This window comes from Halomonas sp. QHL1, assembly GCF_001882345.1.
Classification (GTDB): Bacteria; Pseudomonadota; Gammaproteobacteria; order Pseudomonadales; family Halomonadaceae; genus Vreelandella.
Genome location: NZ_MINL01000001.1, coordinates 1,286,647 through 1,302,236 on the forward strand (window position 1 = coordinate 1,286,647; position 15,590 = coordinate 1,302,236).

The 15,590-nt window shown below is 53.5% G+C and carries 15 protein-coding genes and 1 pseudogene; 5 read left to right on the forward strand and 11 right to left on the reverse strand.

All coding sequences use genetic code 11. From position 1 onward, the window contains the following. Positions 1–52: 52 nt before the first annotated feature. Positions 53–1,750, reverse strand: coding sequence for a methyl-accepting chemotaxis protein (locus QHL1GM_RS05870; RefSeq protein ID WP_071693636.1), 1,698 nt, complete (start codon positions 1,748–1,750; stop codon positions 53–55). Positions 1,751–1,773: 23 nt separating this feature from the next. After that, positions 1,774–2,187, reverse strand: a complete 414-nt coding sequence (locus QHL1GM_RS05875; protein WP_071693637.1) for an arsenate reductase ArsC — start codon at positions 2,185–2,187, stop codon at positions 1,774–1,776. Between the two features lie 151 nt (positions 2,188–2,338). On the opposite strand from QHL1GM_RS05875, the gene arsH reads away from it, so the two are divergent. From arsH to QHL1GM_RS05900, 5 genes and pseudogenes are all read left to right on the forward strand, one after another. Further along, entirely contained in the window at positions 2,339–3,076 is a 738-nt protein-coding gene (arsH, locus tag QHL1GM_RS05880; protein ID WP_071693638.1) for an arsenical resistance protein ArsH, read from the forward strand. Between the two features lie 13 nt (positions 3,077–3,089). Next, the gene (gene arsB, locus QHL1GM_RS05885; protein WP_071693639.1) at positions 3,090–4,166 is read left to right on the forward strand and encodes an ACR3 family arsenite efflux transporter; all 1,077 of its coding nucleotides are present in this window, start codon (positions 3,090–3,092) and stop codon (positions 4,164–4,166) included. Between the two features lie 15 nt (positions 4,167–4,181). Further along, positions 4,182–4,850, forward strand: a complete 669-nt coding sequence (locus QHL1GM_RS05890; RefSeq protein WP_071693640.1) for an NADPH-dependent FMN reductase — start codon at positions 4,182–4,184, stop codon at positions 4,848–4,850. Between the two features lie 37 nt (positions 4,851–4,887). Next, positions 4,888–5,070, forward strand: a pseudogene (locus tag QHL1GM_RS05895) (ArsC/Spx/MgsR family protein); the annotation flags it as partial. Between the two features lie 32 nt (positions 5,071–5,102). Further along, positions 5,103–5,411 carry a CC/Se motif family (seleno)protein gene (locus QHL1GM_RS05900; RefSeq protein WP_071693641.1) on the forward strand — a complete coding sequence of 103 codons (309 nt, stop codon included), beginning with the start codon at positions 5,103–5,105 and terminating at the stop codon, positions 5,409–5,411. Here the strand turns inward: QHL1GM_RS05900 and QHL1GM_RS05905 are convergent. From QHL1GM_RS05905 to QHL1GM_RS05945, 9 genes are all read right to left on the reverse strand, one after another. Further along, positions 5,376–6,539, reverse strand: a complete 1,164-nt coding sequence (locus QHL1GM_RS05905) for an MFS transporter (RefSeq protein ID WP_071693642.1) — start codon at positions 6,537–6,539, stop codon at positions 5,376–5,378. The genes QHL1GM_RS05900 and QHL1GM_RS05905 overlap by 36 nt on opposite strands. Continuing rightward, a complete protein-coding gene (arsJ, locus tag QHL1GM_RS05910; RefSeq protein WP_071695928.1) occupies positions 6,536–7,747 on the reverse strand; it encodes an organoarsenical effux MFS transporter ArsJ in 1,212 nt (403 codons plus the stop codon). Before arsJ ends, QHL1GM_RS05905 begins: the two co-directional genes overlap by 4 nt. 16 nt (positions 7,748–7,763) lie before the next feature. Next, a complete protein-coding gene (locus QHL1GM_RS05915) occupies positions 7,764–8,810 on the reverse strand; it encodes an ArsJ-associated glyceraldehyde-3-phosphate dehydrogenase (RefSeq protein ID WP_071693643.1) in 1,047 nt (348 codons plus the stop codon). 164 nt (positions 8,811–8,974) lie between these two features. Beyond that, positions 8,975–9,814: a phosphate ABC transporter ATP-binding protein PstB gene (gene pstB / locus QHL1GM_RS05920; protein ID WP_071693644.1), complete on the reverse strand. Its 840-nt coding sequence runs from the start codon at positions 9,812–9,814 to the stop codon at positions 8,975–8,977. A 24-nt stretch (positions 9,815–9,838) separates the two neighbouring features. Continuing rightward, positions 9,839–11,005, reverse strand: a complete 1,167-nt coding sequence (pstA, locus tag QHL1GM_RS05925; protein ID WP_071693645.1) for a phosphate ABC transporter permease PstA — start codon at positions 11,003–11,005, stop codon at positions 9,839–9,841. Positions 11,006–11,023: 18 nt separating this feature from the next. Beyond that, positions 11,024–12,274 (reverse strand): phosphate ABC transporter permease subunit PstC, encoded by a 1,251-nt coding sequence (pstC, locus tag QHL1GM_RS05930; protein ID WP_071693646.1) that lies wholly within the window; start codon positions 12,272–12,274, stop codon positions 11,024–11,026. A 153-nt stretch (positions 12,275–12,427) separates the two neighbouring features. After that, entirely contained in the window at positions 12,428–13,438 is a 1,011-nt protein-coding gene (locus tag QHL1GM_RS05935; protein ID WP_071693647.1) for a substrate-binding domain-containing protein, read from the reverse strand. A 130-nt stretch (positions 13,439–13,568) separates the two neighbouring features. Further along, the gene (locus tag QHL1GM_RS05940) at positions 13,569–14,300 is read right to left on the reverse strand and encodes a sulfite exporter TauE/SafE family protein (RefSeq protein WP_071693648.1); all 732 of its coding nucleotides are present in this window, start codon (positions 14,298–14,300) and stop codon (positions 13,569–13,571) included. An 18-nt stretch (positions 14,301–14,318) separates the two neighbouring features. Further along, a complete protein-coding gene (locus QHL1GM_RS05945; RefSeq protein ID WP_071693649.1) occupies positions 14,319–15,506 on the reverse strand; it encodes a Bcr/CflA family multidrug efflux MFS transporter in 1,188 nt (395 codons plus the stop codon). Positions 15,507–15,590: the final 84 nt, after the last annotated feature.

Sequence of the window (15,590 nt, forward strand, 5' to 3'; positions counted from 1 at the left end):
TTAACGCCCTGGCAGATTTCCGCCAGGGCGTTTTGCCAACTCGTAATTACGGCTATGAGGCGGCCAGCAAACGGGCTTTACGTTCATCCTGCTGGGGGCGTGCTATTGCTGATTCATCTTGGCTGAGCTGCTCCCATTCGGGATATGCAACGTCATTTTCATTGCCATGAAGTTGGCCTGCCTCAGCTACCTCCTCGGCAACACTAAATTGTCCGGCATATTCGCGCATCTGCAAGGCTTCTTGGGATAACACCTCCGCGCTCTGGGCCGCCTGATTGACTAAGCGCATGGTGTCTTGGGTGGTGGTATCGATTTGGATAACCGCCTGGTTGACCTCTTCAATACCTCGCCGCTGCTCCTCAGAAGCATGGGTGATTTGCGTCATCATCGTGTTCACATTACTGGCTGCTTGCATAATCGCCCGAGTATGTTCACCCGCTTGCTGGGACAGTACGCTACCTTGCTGGACACTTGCACTCGACGCTTCGATACGCGTCCGAATCTCGCTTGCGGCATTGGCACTGCGCGTTGCCAGGGCACGCACCTCATTGGCGACCACCGCAAATCCACGTCCGTGCTCACCGGCACGCGCCGCTTCAACCGATGCATTGAGCGCTAATATATTGGTTTGGAAAGCAATGCTTTCAATCATGCGAATGATGCTTTGAATCTCTTCGGAGTGATCATTTATCGCTTCCATGGTGGCGATAAACTGGGTAATCACCTCATCACCCTGCTGCGCTTTATGGGACACATCCGCCGTGGACTGATTAACATGCGCTGCACTTTCAGCATTCTGATTCACCGTAGCGGTTAGCTGTTCCAAGCTCGCCGCCATTTGCTGCAAGGCTGATACTTGAGTGTCGGTTTGGCTCGCCAAGAGCTGGTTCTGCTCGGTCATCTCCTGACTATTGCTATACACCTGCTGGCTGCTCGCATTGAGTCGATTAACCGTGGCCGTCAAAGAGTGCTGCATCTTATCCAGTTCACTAAATAGCTGACCAATTTCATTTGATGAGTGCGCCGTTACCGGCGCTGACAAGTCACCTTTAGCAATGCGCTGGAAGTGCCCAGTGATCGTCTTCAATGGTCTGAGCACGTTTTTACGCACGCCCCATACCACTACCGTAACTACCAACAGCGCGGCACCAAGCGCTGCAATCACACCCCAAAAAAGTAGTGAGGAGACCTGCTCAAAGCGCATAAGTAAGGCGTTACCCCGCTGAGCGGAAACGTCAAAAAAAGCCTCGGCACTTGCCACAAAGTGCTGGCTGCTATCATCCACTCGCGACTCACCCGAGAAAAAACCAGATACGTCGCGCTCTTCAAGCATCATCATTTGAAGGTTGAGATTATTGTTAACAAATGATTGAAAGTTTGACGCTAACTGATCAACAACCGCCTGCTGATCTTGATCAAAGTCGCTGGCTGTAAATTGATTGAAATGCTCAGATGCTTCATTAAGCAACCGCTGGGCTTCTTCTATCAGCGGGTCAGGTCGATCAAATGAAGGGGTACGAATTAACTCCGCCGCCCGACTCATCTGAATACGCGCACGCAATAGCTGGGAGTAGGCGCTATCAAGGTTACTAATTTGCGCCATGTCCCTTTCATGAAGTGACGTGAATGCATCACGACCAAAATGATTGGCGAATAGGCCCAGTGCGCCAATAACGACGACCAGGCCACTAAAGGCTACCAGCACCAGCGTCCAGCTCGCCTTGACGCTTAAGTTATTAATCCATTTCATCTCGACTCGCCCTTTCAGAAAGATTAATCAGACTTGTGAAGGGGCAGCCACAGCTGCAGGCGCCGACGAATCTCTAATAGGGCCTGCTCATAAGCATCAGACTTGCCAATCAGACGCGGGTCTCGTATGTCCCAGAACAGCACTTCGCCCGCCTTACCTTGCCAGTCGCGGCAGGCTTGCTGGGCCTTGTCACAGAGTATAATGACAAAATCGAAGGTCTCGCTTTCAAACTCATCCAGCGACTTACTGCGCAGGCCCTCAGTGGGAAGCCCGTGTTTGTGCAACACTTCAAGCGTCAATGCATGGGGTTCATCCGGCTCAGAACCGGCGCTGAACGCTTCAAAACGATCGTCTGCCAAATGGCGAAGCAGTGCCTCTCCCATCAGAGATCGAGCAGAGTTAGCATTGCAGAGGAACAACACGCGGCGCTTCGTCATAAATAAACAGCCTCTTATGTAATTAGTGGCTGTCACTCTACGCCGGGTTCATGACGGCAATATTGCAAACATAAAGCAGCGCTAGAAATATACGAAAAAACATATATGATGGAGAGATCGACTTAAAATGACTCGAAACGAGTAAACCGCGATGGCCCCACTATCTGATTGCTCCAAGCTTAATGATTTGCCCAATATAGACGCTGAACTCTTTGAGCCGCCCAGCAGCGAGCGGCTGGGCATCCCACAACGTGCTCAACACGCGCCTAAAATATTGCTGCTATACGGCTCCTTGCGTGAGCGCTCATTCAGCCGTTTAGCGGTTGAGGAAGCCGCACGCTTGCTCAGTGCCATGGGCGCAGAAATACGAATCTTTGACCCCCGGGGGCTACCGTTACCGGATGCTGAAGATGCCAGCCACCCGAAAGTCGACGAGCTGCGCCAGTTGGCCCAGTGGGCCGAAGGGATGGTGTGGTGCTCGCCGGAACGCCACGGTGCCATGACCGGCATTATGAAAGCACAAATAGATTGGATACCGCTTGCGCTGGGTGGCGTGCGCCCCACTCAGGGCAAGACATTGGCAGTCATGCAGGTGTGCGGCGGTTCGCAGTCCTTCAATACCGTCAATCAGCTACGTATCTTGGGGCGTTGGATGCGTATGCTGACGATTCCCAATCAGTCCTCGGTACCCAAAGCCTTTATGGAGTTTGATGATAAAGATCGGATGAAACCTTCACCGTTTTATGACCGGATCGTGGATGTCATGGAAGAGCTGGTGAAATTCACTCTACTGGTGCGTGATCGCAGTGACTTGCTGACGGACCGTTATTCGGAGCGCAAAGAGAGCGCCGAAGAAGTCTCCAAGCGCGTTAACCAGCGCGCTATCTAATCAGGAGTTTCATATGTCAGCACTGCAAGATAATGCATCACCCTCTACCGCCGAAGGCATGGGCGTGTTTGAGCGCTACCTCACGCTATGGGTAGCACTCGCCATTGTGGTGGGCATCTTGGTAGGGCAATTTATCCCAGCGGTACCGGAAACGCTTTCACGTTTTGAAGTGGCGCAGGTGTCGATTCCGGTAGCGGTACTCATCTGGGCAATGATATTTCCCATGATGGCGCAAATTGATTTCACTTCGATTCTGGGCGTGCGTCGTCAGCCCAAAGGTTTGATCATCACTACATCAGTGAACTGGTTGATTAAACCCTTCACTATGTTCGCCATCTCCTGGCTATTTCTGATGGTAATCTTTCGGCCGTTTATTCCCGCCGAGTTAGCCAGTCAGTATCTAGCGGGGGCGATTCTGCTGGGCGCCGCGCCGTGTACCGCCATGGTGTTCGTGTGGAGCTACCTGACCCGCGGCGATGCCGCCTACACCCTGGTGCAAGTGGCGCTCAACGACCTGATCATGCTGTTTGCCTTTGCCCCCATTGTGGTCTTCCTACTGGGTATCTCCAATATCCAGGTGCCCTGGGACACCGTCGCCCTGTCAGTGGTGCTGTATATTGTGATTCCCCTGGCAGCGGGTTATATCACGCGGCAAAGCTTGATTAAAAAGCGCGGCGCCGAGTGGTACGACAACGTGTTTATGAAGCGCGTTGGGCCGATTACCCCCATCGGCTTGATCATTACCCTGGTGCTGTTGTTCGCCTTCCAGGGCGAAGTCATTCTCAATAATCCGCTGCATATCGTATTGATCGCGATCCCGCTGATTATTCAGACGTTCCTGATCTTCTTTATTGCCTATGGCTGGGCTAAAGCCTGGCGGTTACCGCATAACATTGCCGCACCGGGGGCAATGATCGGCGCCAGCAACTTCTTTGAACTGGCGGTGGCAGCGGCTATCGCGCTATTTGGCTTACAGTCGGGCGCTGCGCTAGCCACGGTCGTTGGCGTATTGGTTGAAGTGCCACTGATGCTGGCGTTGGTGAGAATTGCCAATAAAACCCGCCATCATTTTCCGGCTGAAGCTTATTAATCGGGAGTAAGCGCTATGGCACACTATTTGGTATTTCTGGGTTCAACCCGCACCACTACGCCGCCCTCACCCGCCCGGCTTGGCGAGCGGGTGGCCAAAGCCTGCGAACGCTTGCTCACCTCACTCCCCAATACAACGGCGGAGATTATTGATCCGTTAGCACTAAAGTTAAGCGATCCGTTTAAGCCACATTTTGCTTACCCTAAAGCTGATGCGCCCGATGATTTAGCGCAGCTTGCAGACAAAATTGCTCACGCCGATGGCTATGTGATGGTCAGCCCTGAATACAACCACTCCATGAGCCCGGCGCTTAGCCATTTGCTTAATCACTTTGGGGCTTCGCTGTTTGCGTTTAAGCCCAGCGCCATCGTGACCTATTCTATGGGTCAGTGGGGCGGCGTGCGTGCTGCCGTTGCTATGCGGGCTTTTCTCTCCGAGCTTGGCTGCCTGCCGGTGTCGGCAATGATACATATACCTAAAGCACAGGAGGCGCTAAACGAGGACGGGCAGTTTGGGCAGGAAAAGGAACGTTGGGAAAGCTATTTCGGCCGAACATTTGGCCAATTAATGTGGTGGGCAGAAGCAGCCTCTAACTACAAAAGCCAAATAGACCCAACGAAGCTATCGCCCGCCTTTAAAACCGCGCCCTCTCAACGTAACGCACCCGGCAGTGAAAGTGGCTAAATCACTCATGAGGTCACCATGCCTGTCACTATTATTGAGCGATGATCAGCTTATCGACGCCATGATGGCTCACCCTATTTTGATTAACCGTCCCATTGTGGTCACAAATAAGGGCGCCCGGCCTTGCCGACCTTCAGAACAGGTATTAGACCTTTTGGAGCAGCCCGTGCACCACTTCACCAAAGAAGACGGTGAAACCGTTTGCTATCCAGCACGTTAATGGCATAACCGCGCCACGATATGGGAAGAGCGATGGATAAGGTGATTGATATAAACAGCATCGCATTAGACTTCATCAAGCAACAAGGCGGGGTCGTCACCATCCGTCTTTCCCCTAGGCATGGCTGCTGTGGCGGCCTTGCCAACGTTGCTGTTGCTGAGGCAAACACACCTGCAGACCCTTCGCGTTACCAACGCCATCGCTATCAAAATATAACGCTGTTCATTGACCCGACGCTGGCAGGCCAAGGACTAAGTGTCAACGTCGAGGGATGGTGGAAGCTTCGCCACCTTTATGTGGATGGCTCACTCCTGCAACCGGGGCACACGAATACAAAGTAGCGCTAAACATGCCGCCAGCATCAAAACAGTGGTCAGCCACAGCGCCCCAGCGCCATTTTGCTCTATCAATAAGCCAAACAGCAGCGGGGCAAAGGCTTGCGCTACCCTCGCCGGCGCAATAATTAACCCCTGGCGTTGCCCAAACCCTTTCGGGCCAAATAAAGCGAGAGGTAGCGTGCCAGACGCAATCGTCATCATGCCATTGCCCGCACCATGCAGCAATGCAAACCCTGCGGCGGGCATACCCACGGTTGCTAAAAGTGCCGCACCTAAGGGGTGGAGCGTTGTGGCCACGCGCGCGGCTACAAGCGGATGCAAGTGACGCAGCAGCACAAATTCACCTAACCGAGCCGCCACTTGCGCGGGTCCAACCAGCGCGGCGGCGGCAACGGCGACTGAAAGTGATACGCCGGTTTCCTGCAAAAGCCGGGGCAGATGAGCGGCCATCGCCGTTGAGACAAACCAGCCCGCGGCAAACACATAGGCTAAAAGGACCATCGCCAGACGGGGCCGCTCAGGCGATGGGGCAGATGCTTCTTCATTTGAGTGGTTTACGCTATCACCGGCTTTAGGCAAACGAGCATTAAGCGGCAGGCCTATCACTATATGCAGAATGGCCCAGGCACCACAGGCGACCCGCCACCCAAATTCATTTTCCAACAAAGCTGTCAGCGGCCAACCGATAGTGCTGGCAAACCCGGCTAATAGTGTGACACCGGTGATGGAAGCGCGGGCGCTGCGTCCTAGTAACCGCCCTAAAGTGGCAAAGGCGGCGTCGTATAACCCCATCGCCATGCCTACGCCGGTAATCAGCCAGGCGAGCATTAAGCTGAACACACCCTGGGACAGCGCCATAATGACCAAGCCAATCGCCAAAACAGCGTTCGAGGCCATCAGAACGCCTCGCCCGCCTTGGTGGTCAATCAAATGCCCAACGCTGGGCCCTAGCGTAGCGGTTAACAGCAAGGCGGCAGAGAACGCCGCAAACACCCAGCTTGGCGACATCCCCAGCTCGCGGGCCATGGGCACTGCAAGGATAGCGGGCAAGTAGTAACTGGATGCCCAGGCGAGAGTTTGCGCACTGCCTAAAGTGAGCGTTAAACCCAGCCTGGGCGAAGAGAGGATCATGCGACCTGTTTAGGCAGCGCCAGCGCCATTAAAGCGCTAGAAGCCACTAAGGCAGCCGACACCCACAGACAGGCGCTCAGCCCGTAAGCCATATACAGCCAGCCTGACAGTAGCGTGCCCACTAAACGCCCCATGGCATTGGCCATGTAATAAAAGCCAACATCCATAGAGACGCCGTCGGCGCGGGCATAATGCACGATCAAATAGCTGTGCCAGCTGGAGTTAATCGCAAACAGCACCCCAAAAGCGAGCAGCCCGACGACTAACCAGCCAACCTGCGCCAAGGGCAGCATCGCCAACAGAATCGCCAGCACTGCCAGCGCCGCGGCCCAGCCAGCGGTAAGCGCCCGCGCATCGCCTTTGATCAGCCGGGTTAACTTTGGCGCCTGGGTTTGCACCCCGCCGTAGCCAATAACCCATACCGCCAGCAGCCCACCCACGGTCCAGTGAGTCCAGCCATGCTGATCGTATAAGAACACCGGAAGTGCCACTACAAACCACACATCCCGCGCCGAAAACAGGCAAAAACGCGCCGCAGAGAGCACGTTAATCGCACGTGATTTTGAGAAGATTTCGGAGAATTTGGGCTTCACTTTCTGGCGGCCCAAATCCGCCTTGAGCCGCAGTAGTGAAAGCAGCAACACGCCGCCCAGCATCACTGCCATCACCAATACGGCCGCCTGGAAGCCAATCAATGTTAGCAGCACGCCGCCGACAAAAAAGCCCAGCCCTTTTAGCGCGTTTTTAGAGCCGGTTAGCATGGCTACCCAGCGGTAGAGCGAGCTATTGGCGTTGGCACTCTCTTTGGGCACCAGCACCTTAACGGCGCTTTTAGCACTCATTTTATTGAGGTCTTTGGCAATCCCCGAAATCGCTTGCGCGGCCATGACCCAAGCGACAGTCAGCAGGCTAGCGGGAACCATCAGCATGGCGAGGGCAATAATTTGCAGCCCAAGCCCCACGTTCATGGTGCGATTGAGCCCCAGCCGTGCACCCAACCAGCCGCCTATCAGGTTAGTCACCACGCCAAAGGCTTCGTAAAACAGAAACAGCATGGCGATTTGTAACGGCGAGTAGCCCAGCTGGTGGAAGTGCATAACCACCAGCATGCGCAGCGCGCCGTCGGTGACCGTGAACGCCCAGTAGTTGCCGGTAATCAGTATGTATTGGCGCACCTCGAAAGGTAGCGCCTTTACCCGTGTAAACATTTTCAACAACGGCGAATCAGCCACGGCTCACCTGCTCACCGCCTATCTGCCCGCTACCTACCATCAAGGCCAACTCGGCCGTGCGGTTGGCATAGCCCCACTCGTTGTCGTACCAGGCGAAGAGCTTTAGCTGGGTGCCGTTAATCACCATGGTGGAGAGCGCATCAATAATCGAGCTGCGCGGGTCAGTGCGGTAATCGATTGACACCAGCGGGCGCTCTTCATAGCCCAAGATACCGGCAAGCTCGCCATCGGCAGCGGCTTTTAGCGCCTGATTAACCTCCTCGACACTCACTTCCCGCTCAAGCTCGAACACCATATCAGTGAGCGAAGCATTAGCCAGCGGCACACGAATCGCATGGCCATTAAGCTTGCCTTCTAGCTCTGGGAAAATCGCGGTGATGGCTTTGGCCGAACCGGTAGTGGTGGGAATCAAGCTCATACCGCAAGCCCGGGCACGGCGCAGGTCTTTGTGCGGGGCATCAAGAATGGTTTGGGTATTGGTGATGTCGTGTACTGTGGTCATCGAGCCATGGCGAATACCGAAGGTTTCCTGAATGATTTTGACTACCGGTGCCAGGCAGTTAGTGGTGCAACTGGCAGCGGTGACAATCTTATGTTGAGCAGGATCGTAAAGATGGTCGTTCACCCCCACCACTACATTAAGTACGCTCGACTCTTTCATTGGCGCGCTCACCACGATACGACCAACGCCTTGATCAAGATATGCCTGGAGCTGATCAGTGGTTTTCATGACGCCCGAGCACTCAATCACAATATCGCAGTTCGACCAGTCACTATCGGCAATTGCCTTATTGGCGCTAAAGGCGAAAGAGTTACCGTCGATAACAATAGCGTCATCCGTTGCCGAGATGCCCTTCCCTGGTGCCCAGTGCCCGTGTACCGAATCAAACTCCAGCAGGTGGGCAAAAGTAGCCGCATCGCCACCGGGGTCATTGATACGCATCAGTTCAACGTCACCCGCTGCCACCTTTGCCCACAAACTGCGCAGTGCCAAGCGCCCAATACGTCCAAAACCGTTGATACCGATACGTAATGCCACGGGAGCCTCCTAAGCTTGCGGTTTTTCAAAGCTATATGTTTGCAAACTACCTGTTTAAAAAAGCATAACGACTATATACGTTAAAGCATATATAAATGCTGAAAAAAAGGTTCATAAATGAACAAGCCCACCGATTGACGATGGGCCTGCTTGGTAAGCGTTAATTAACCATAACGACCAGAGATATAGTCTTCGGTCTTCTTCTGCGCCGGGGTCGAGAACATCACTTTGGTGTCGTTGTACTCAATAATTTCCCCCAGGTGGAAGAACGCGGTGTAGTCCGCCACACGTGCTGCCTGCTGCATATTGTGCGTCACGGTGATGATGGTGAACTGCTCTTTCAGTTTGTCCATCAAATCTTCGATGGTGGCGGTCGAAATGGGGTCAAGCGCTGAGGTTGGCTCATCCATCAGGATTACATCGGGCTGTACCGCAATAGCACGGGCAATACACAGCCGCTGCTGCTGACCACCAGAGAGAGAGGTACCTGGTTCCTGCAGCTTGTCTTTCACTTCGTTCCACAGACCGGCGCTACGCAATGCCTTTTCAACCAGCTCATCCTGCTCTGCTTTACGACTGACCAAATCGTGCATACGTGGTGCGTAGGCGACATTTTCATAGATCGACTTAGGAAAGGGGTTCGGCTTTTGGAATACCATGCCCACCCGACGACGCAGCGCCACTTCATCCATTTTCGGCGCATTAACGTCTAGCCCGTCCATCTCGACCAGCCCTTCGGTACGTACACTGGGAATCAAGTCATTCATACGATTCAAGCAGCGTAAGAAAGTCGATTTACCACAACCGGAAGGGCCAATTAACGCCGTCACATTTTTCTGGAACAGGTCAATATTAAGGTTATTCAACGCTTGGTTTTTGCCATACCACAGATTCAAATCACGAACCCGGATACTCAAATCATGGCAGGCCTGATCGTTACGCGTGTAGGGCTGCCCAACCGCAGGTGCATGCTGGTCGTTCATTACAGGTGCTCGGCTATTCATAGTCATGTCCTCTATCGCGCTGGCCTACCAGCGACGCTCAAATTTCTTACGTAACACAACGGCGAAGGCGTTAAGTGAGATGAGTATGGTGAGTAGCACCAAAATACCGCCGGCTGTTTTCTCTACAAACGCTTGCTCAGGCTCGCCTGACCAAGTAAATATTTGTGCAGGCATAACGGTGGCCGCGTTAGTAAATGATGCGCCCACATCGGGGATAAAAGCCACCATGCCCACGATTATCAGCGGCGCCGTTTCACCCATCGCTTGAGCAAGACCGATGATGGAGCCCGTCATAATACCCGGCATTGCCAACGGCAAAACGTGGTCGCGTACGACTTGCCAACGCGAACAACCCACCCCAAAAGCGGCATGACGAATGGAGTCCGGTACGCTACGCAGCGCAGTTCGCGTTGAGATAATAATCACCGGCAACGTCATTAGCGCCAGCGTCATACCACCAGCCAGTGGCGACGAACGTGGCACCCCAAAGAAGTTGATAAAAATCGCCAAGCCCAGCAAACCAAACAGGATCGAAGGAATCGCAGCTAGGTTATTGATATTAATTTCAATCGCTTGGGTAAAGCGGTTATCCGGCGCAAACTCTTCCAAATAAACCGCGGTCATTACCCCGATTGGGAACGATATCAGTAGCGTTACGATCATGGTCATAACGGTACCCACTACTGCCGACAAGATACCGGCATTCTCGGCGATTTTTGAATCCCCAGATCCAAAGAAAGTGCTATTAAAGCGCAGATCCACTTGGCCCGCTTCAACTCGTGCATCAAGGGCTTCCTGCTCCTCTTCACTCAAGCGATTGCGGTGGCCCTTCAAGTATTGATCGACATCACTATTCGCTAATACCCACTGCGCTTCACTGGTGCCGATCATGTCAGGGTTGTTGCGCAACTCTAACGGGATTGTACGCACCACTGTACGGCTAATTAACGGCAACAGCTCTTCGTCAAACGCCTGCCGTCCGTCAGTTTCGGCTTCTTCGGTGTAGCTAATTTCGGTCTGGATATACGCCTGCTGGAAAGCTGGCAGACCTTTAGTCAGCATATCGGCAAAGAAGAGCACCAAAAACAGACCGGCAAGGCCTAAAGACCCCATCGAGATCCATTTAAGGCGGGCAGACTTTCGGTGACGCTTTTTAAGCTGCTGGCTTATTTCGTCAAAAGTATGGCTCATCGAAACAGTTCCTCAGCGTTACAGGTTATTCACGCGGTATTTTTCGCGGAAACGACGGATCATCAAAACAGACACCAGGTTCAGCGCGAGCGTTACCGCAAACAGCACTAGCCCAAGAGCAAAGGCTGACAATGTTTCTGCGCTTTCAAACTCTTGGTCCCCGGTAAGCGCGGCTACAATACGCACAGTCACCGTGGTCATATCTTCCAGCGGATTAGCGGTGAGATTGGGACGCATACCTGCGGCCATTACCACGATCATGGTTTCACCCAGCGCGCGCGACATACCTAGGAGTGCCGCTGAAATAATCCCAGGAAGTGCAGCAGGAATGACCACGTCTCGAATGGTTTCACCTTTGGTCATGCCTAATGCCAGCGACCCTTGGCGCATACTATCGGGCACCGAGTTGATCACATCGTCAGACAACGATGAGATAAACGGGATAATCATAATACCCATCACGACACCTGGGGCGACGGCGTTATTATAAGAAGCGTCGAGCCCAAAAAATCCGGCGATGTTGACGATAATAGGCGCCACAGTGATGGCGGCAAAAAAGCCGTAAACCACAGTAGGAATACCCGCTAGAACTTCGAGCACTGGCTTGGCAACGGTGCGCACATTACGCGGCGCATACTCGGACATATAAATCGCTGAGAGCAGACCGATAGGAACAGCTACCAGCATGGCGATAGCGGTTATCATAAAGGTACCGGCAAACAGCGGTACCGAGCCAAACTCTGCCCCACTACCATCGCCACGACCCGCTGACGCTAAAAAGCTCGCGCCTGGGTTCCACGTGGTGCCGGTAATAAATTCCCAGAAGCTGTGCATTTGGAAAAAGCGCAGCGCCTCGGAAATGATCGAGAACAAAATGCCGAACGTAGTAAAAATCGAGATTAACGCTGCACCGGCTAAAACCATGCGGATGACCCGCTCAATGGCCTGACGGGCGTGAAAATCAGGTTTAACTTGGTTAAGACTTACCATCAGCCCTATGGCTGCAATCACTAAACTCGCGGACAGCAGATAGAGTGTGGGTATATCGGCGCCCATTAGAAGCAGCACAAAAGCCCCCAGCGTACTTACCAGCACGGCTGGACCGGCAGTTGAGAGCACGGTAAACCAGGCGTATTGATCTGGCTGAGCAAACATCGCCGTACCCGCGCTACGTAAACGGGTGGCTTTTGAACGGCCAGCAAAAAACGCCAGCAGCCCCAGCAGTAGTAACGCACCGCAAAAAATCAGAAGAAGCTGGTTAGTCTGCATCGAATTTCTCTCGCATTACTTAATGAAATCGTATTGGCGACTACTTTGGGGCACAAACATTACAACAATGTGACAAACGCCAATTTATCGCTGTCATAAAACGAAAGGCCGGCAGCTTTCGCTGCCGACCATTTTCATTTCTAACTTAACGACTTACTTAAGAACGTCTGCTGACATTGTAGTGCGATCTGCTACCGCTTGACGCCACTCTTCACGTTCGTCTTCCGGCAGAACGATCAAGCCGATATCACGCAGGTAACCATCTTCACCAATCATCATCTCGCTCATAAACATGTCGGCGTACTCATACATCGGCGGCACTTCTTCAGCGTGCTGGTTCTTCACATAGAACCACAGTGAGCGCGCTACCGGGTAGTCACCTGAGCTAATAGCCTCTGGCGTTGGCTCAACGCCGCCAATGGTGGCACCGTTCAGCGTATCGGTATTCTCTTCAAGGAAAGAGAAACCAAAGATACCCATTGCACCGGTATCTTCACTCAAGCGCTGAACGATCAGGTTATCGTTTTCGCCAGCGTCGATGTAAACACCGTCAGAGCGAATTTCAGTGTAGGCTTCTTCATACTCGTCCATCTCTTCGGAAGCCGCTTCCATGACAAGCTCTTCAAAAGCGTCACGGGTACCAGAAGTCGTCGGCGGACCATAGATAGAGATTTCACGGTCTGGCAGCGATGAGTCGATCTCGCTCCAGTTAGTGTAGGGGTTGTTGACTAGCTCGCCATCAACCGGCACCTGAGCGGCGACTGCCATGAAAATCTGCTCAAGCGTCAGATCAACAACGTCATTTGTGTTTGACTGACCCAATACGATACCGTCAGAACCGATTTTAGCTTCGGTGATATCGGTAACGCCGTTCTCTTCACAACGCTCAAACTCAGCGACTTTCATGCGGCGTGACGCGTTGGTGATATCGGGCGTGCCTTCACCAACACCGTTACAGAACAGACGCAAACCACCGCCCGAACCGGTTGATTCGATAACGGGTGTCGGGTTGCCGGTAGTGGCACCGAACTCTTCAGTTACGTAGCTGGCAAACGGGTAAACGGTACTGGAGCCCACAATGCGGATTTGATCACGGGCTTGTGCAACACCGGCAACGCTCATTACAGCAGCCGCGATAACGGTGGTTTTGAGAATACGGTTCATGCGAAAAACTCCTGTTCATGTAGGGATCTAACCTTCGCAAGACACACCTTGCACTGGTTCCATGACAACTTCATGACAGCGCGCAAAACGTGAAAAAGTTTTCACTATGGAGGAGCATTCAAGCCTTACATCACCACAAAAGTCCTAGCGCGGCGAAGGTGCATAACGCCAACGAAACCCCTTGCAGTAGGCGTCTATCCAAGCGGTGGGCAACGGCATCTGCCAAGGCATTACCGATTAATACTACGGGTAGGAAGGTAAGCGCGACCTGGAAATGCCAGATCTGAATTTGGTCAGCCAAGGCGAGGGTAATCAAGGTCAACATGGAGGTTAAAATGAAAAAGGCGGCCAAGTTACCGCGCACGCGATCCGCCGGTAGGCCATGCATTAAAAGTACGATGGGCGGGCCACCAATAGCTGCAACGGTGCCGAAAATACCAGAGAGCACCCCCGCGCCAAACAGCGTTATTCGGTTTACCGGCAGCTGAAAGCGGCACAAGGTGACAAACACTGCAAACAGGACGATGACCGCTATCAGCTTTTCTAACACAAACATGGGCGCGGCGAGTAGCAGCCAAATACCCAGCGCATTGCCGGGAAGGCGTCCCACCAACGCCATACCAATGGAATCCAGACGCACCTCATGCCAGTAGTGACGAACCATCATCAGTGAGACGGTAAAACCAAACAGCACCAAAATGACCGGCACCAGACGAGGCTCCAGCATTAACAGCAGCGGCGCGCCGATAACGGCCAACCCGAAGCCGGTGGCACGCTGCACAAAAGCCCCCAGCAGAAGCACGGCAGAGCAAGCTAACCAAGTGCTCATCGGCATATTGACCCAGGCCAGCATACTATCCATTCAATCTATCCATACGCCCTATCCATCCGCAGCAGATACCTTAGTCAGTTTGCGCACGCCTATATTGCCCAGCAGCGCAGCGCCCAGCATGGTGAGCACCATCGGCCATAAGTGCTCAACCTCGAATAGTCCTACCATCACTCCCGCGAGGGCGCCGCAGGTAAACTGAATACCACCCAGTAGCGCTGTTGCCGTGGCGCTGATATGTCCAAAGTGATCCAGAAGCGCAGAGATCGCGTTGGGCGTAATCAGCCCAATCATGCCGGTAAACAGCATAATCAGCGGCACCACAATCGCTAGCGTCGCTATATCCAGCGCGGTCACCGCTACTAATCCTAACGCTGCCACCAACTGTATAAGTAAACCTAAACGTAAATTCTGCTGGGGAGTACGCTTGCGGAGCAGGTGGATATTGACCCGATTAGAGAGCGCAATTACCACGACGTTGACCCCAAACACCAGCGGATAGGTGCCTGGAGAAAGGCCAAAATAGTCGAGATAGAGAAACGGTGATGCAGTCACGAAGGCAAACAGACCTGCAAATGAAGCCGCTACCGCACAGATATAGCCCATACCTTCACGATGCTTAAGCACGCTGGCGTAGTTGCGGATTACCTGCCGTGGTGACGCGGCAGGCAGCGACATATCGCGGGTTTCAGGTAGTCGCGTTCCTAGCAGCCAGAGCAAAAAGCCTGCGTAAACCGCTAAGAACACAAAAATCAGCCACCAACCGGCAATATGCAGCAACAGGCTGCCCACCGCTGGTGCCACCAGCGGCGCCAGCATCATTATCATCGCCATGGTGGACATTACTTTGGCGGCCTCGCGCCCGCTAAAGCAGTCGCGCACAATTGCCGCCGAGTTGACCACGCAGGCCCCGCCCCCCAGCGCTTGGATAAACCGCCAGGCCAGCAATGTAGGCAAACTGTCCACCGTGGTAATGGCAAGACTTGCCAGCATAAACACCACCAGCCCGCCCAATAGCACAGGCTTTCTGCCCATGCGATCCGAAAGCGGCCCAAAGCAGAGCTGGCCCAGCGCAAAGCCGAACAAAAATACGCTAATAGAGAGTTCCGTACGGTGAATACTGGCGCCAATACTCTCAGCGATGATTCCCATGGCAGGCAAGTAGGCGTCGATAGCAAAGGGCGCCAGCGCCGTATTGGCGGCAACCAACAGTGCTACCCGGCGAGGATTAAGCTCCATGGGTCTCCTTAAGGCGATAGTGTACGCACTGAAATAGATAGGCCGCTAATCATAGCCGATTTGAAGACGTTTGTCGGGGCTGAG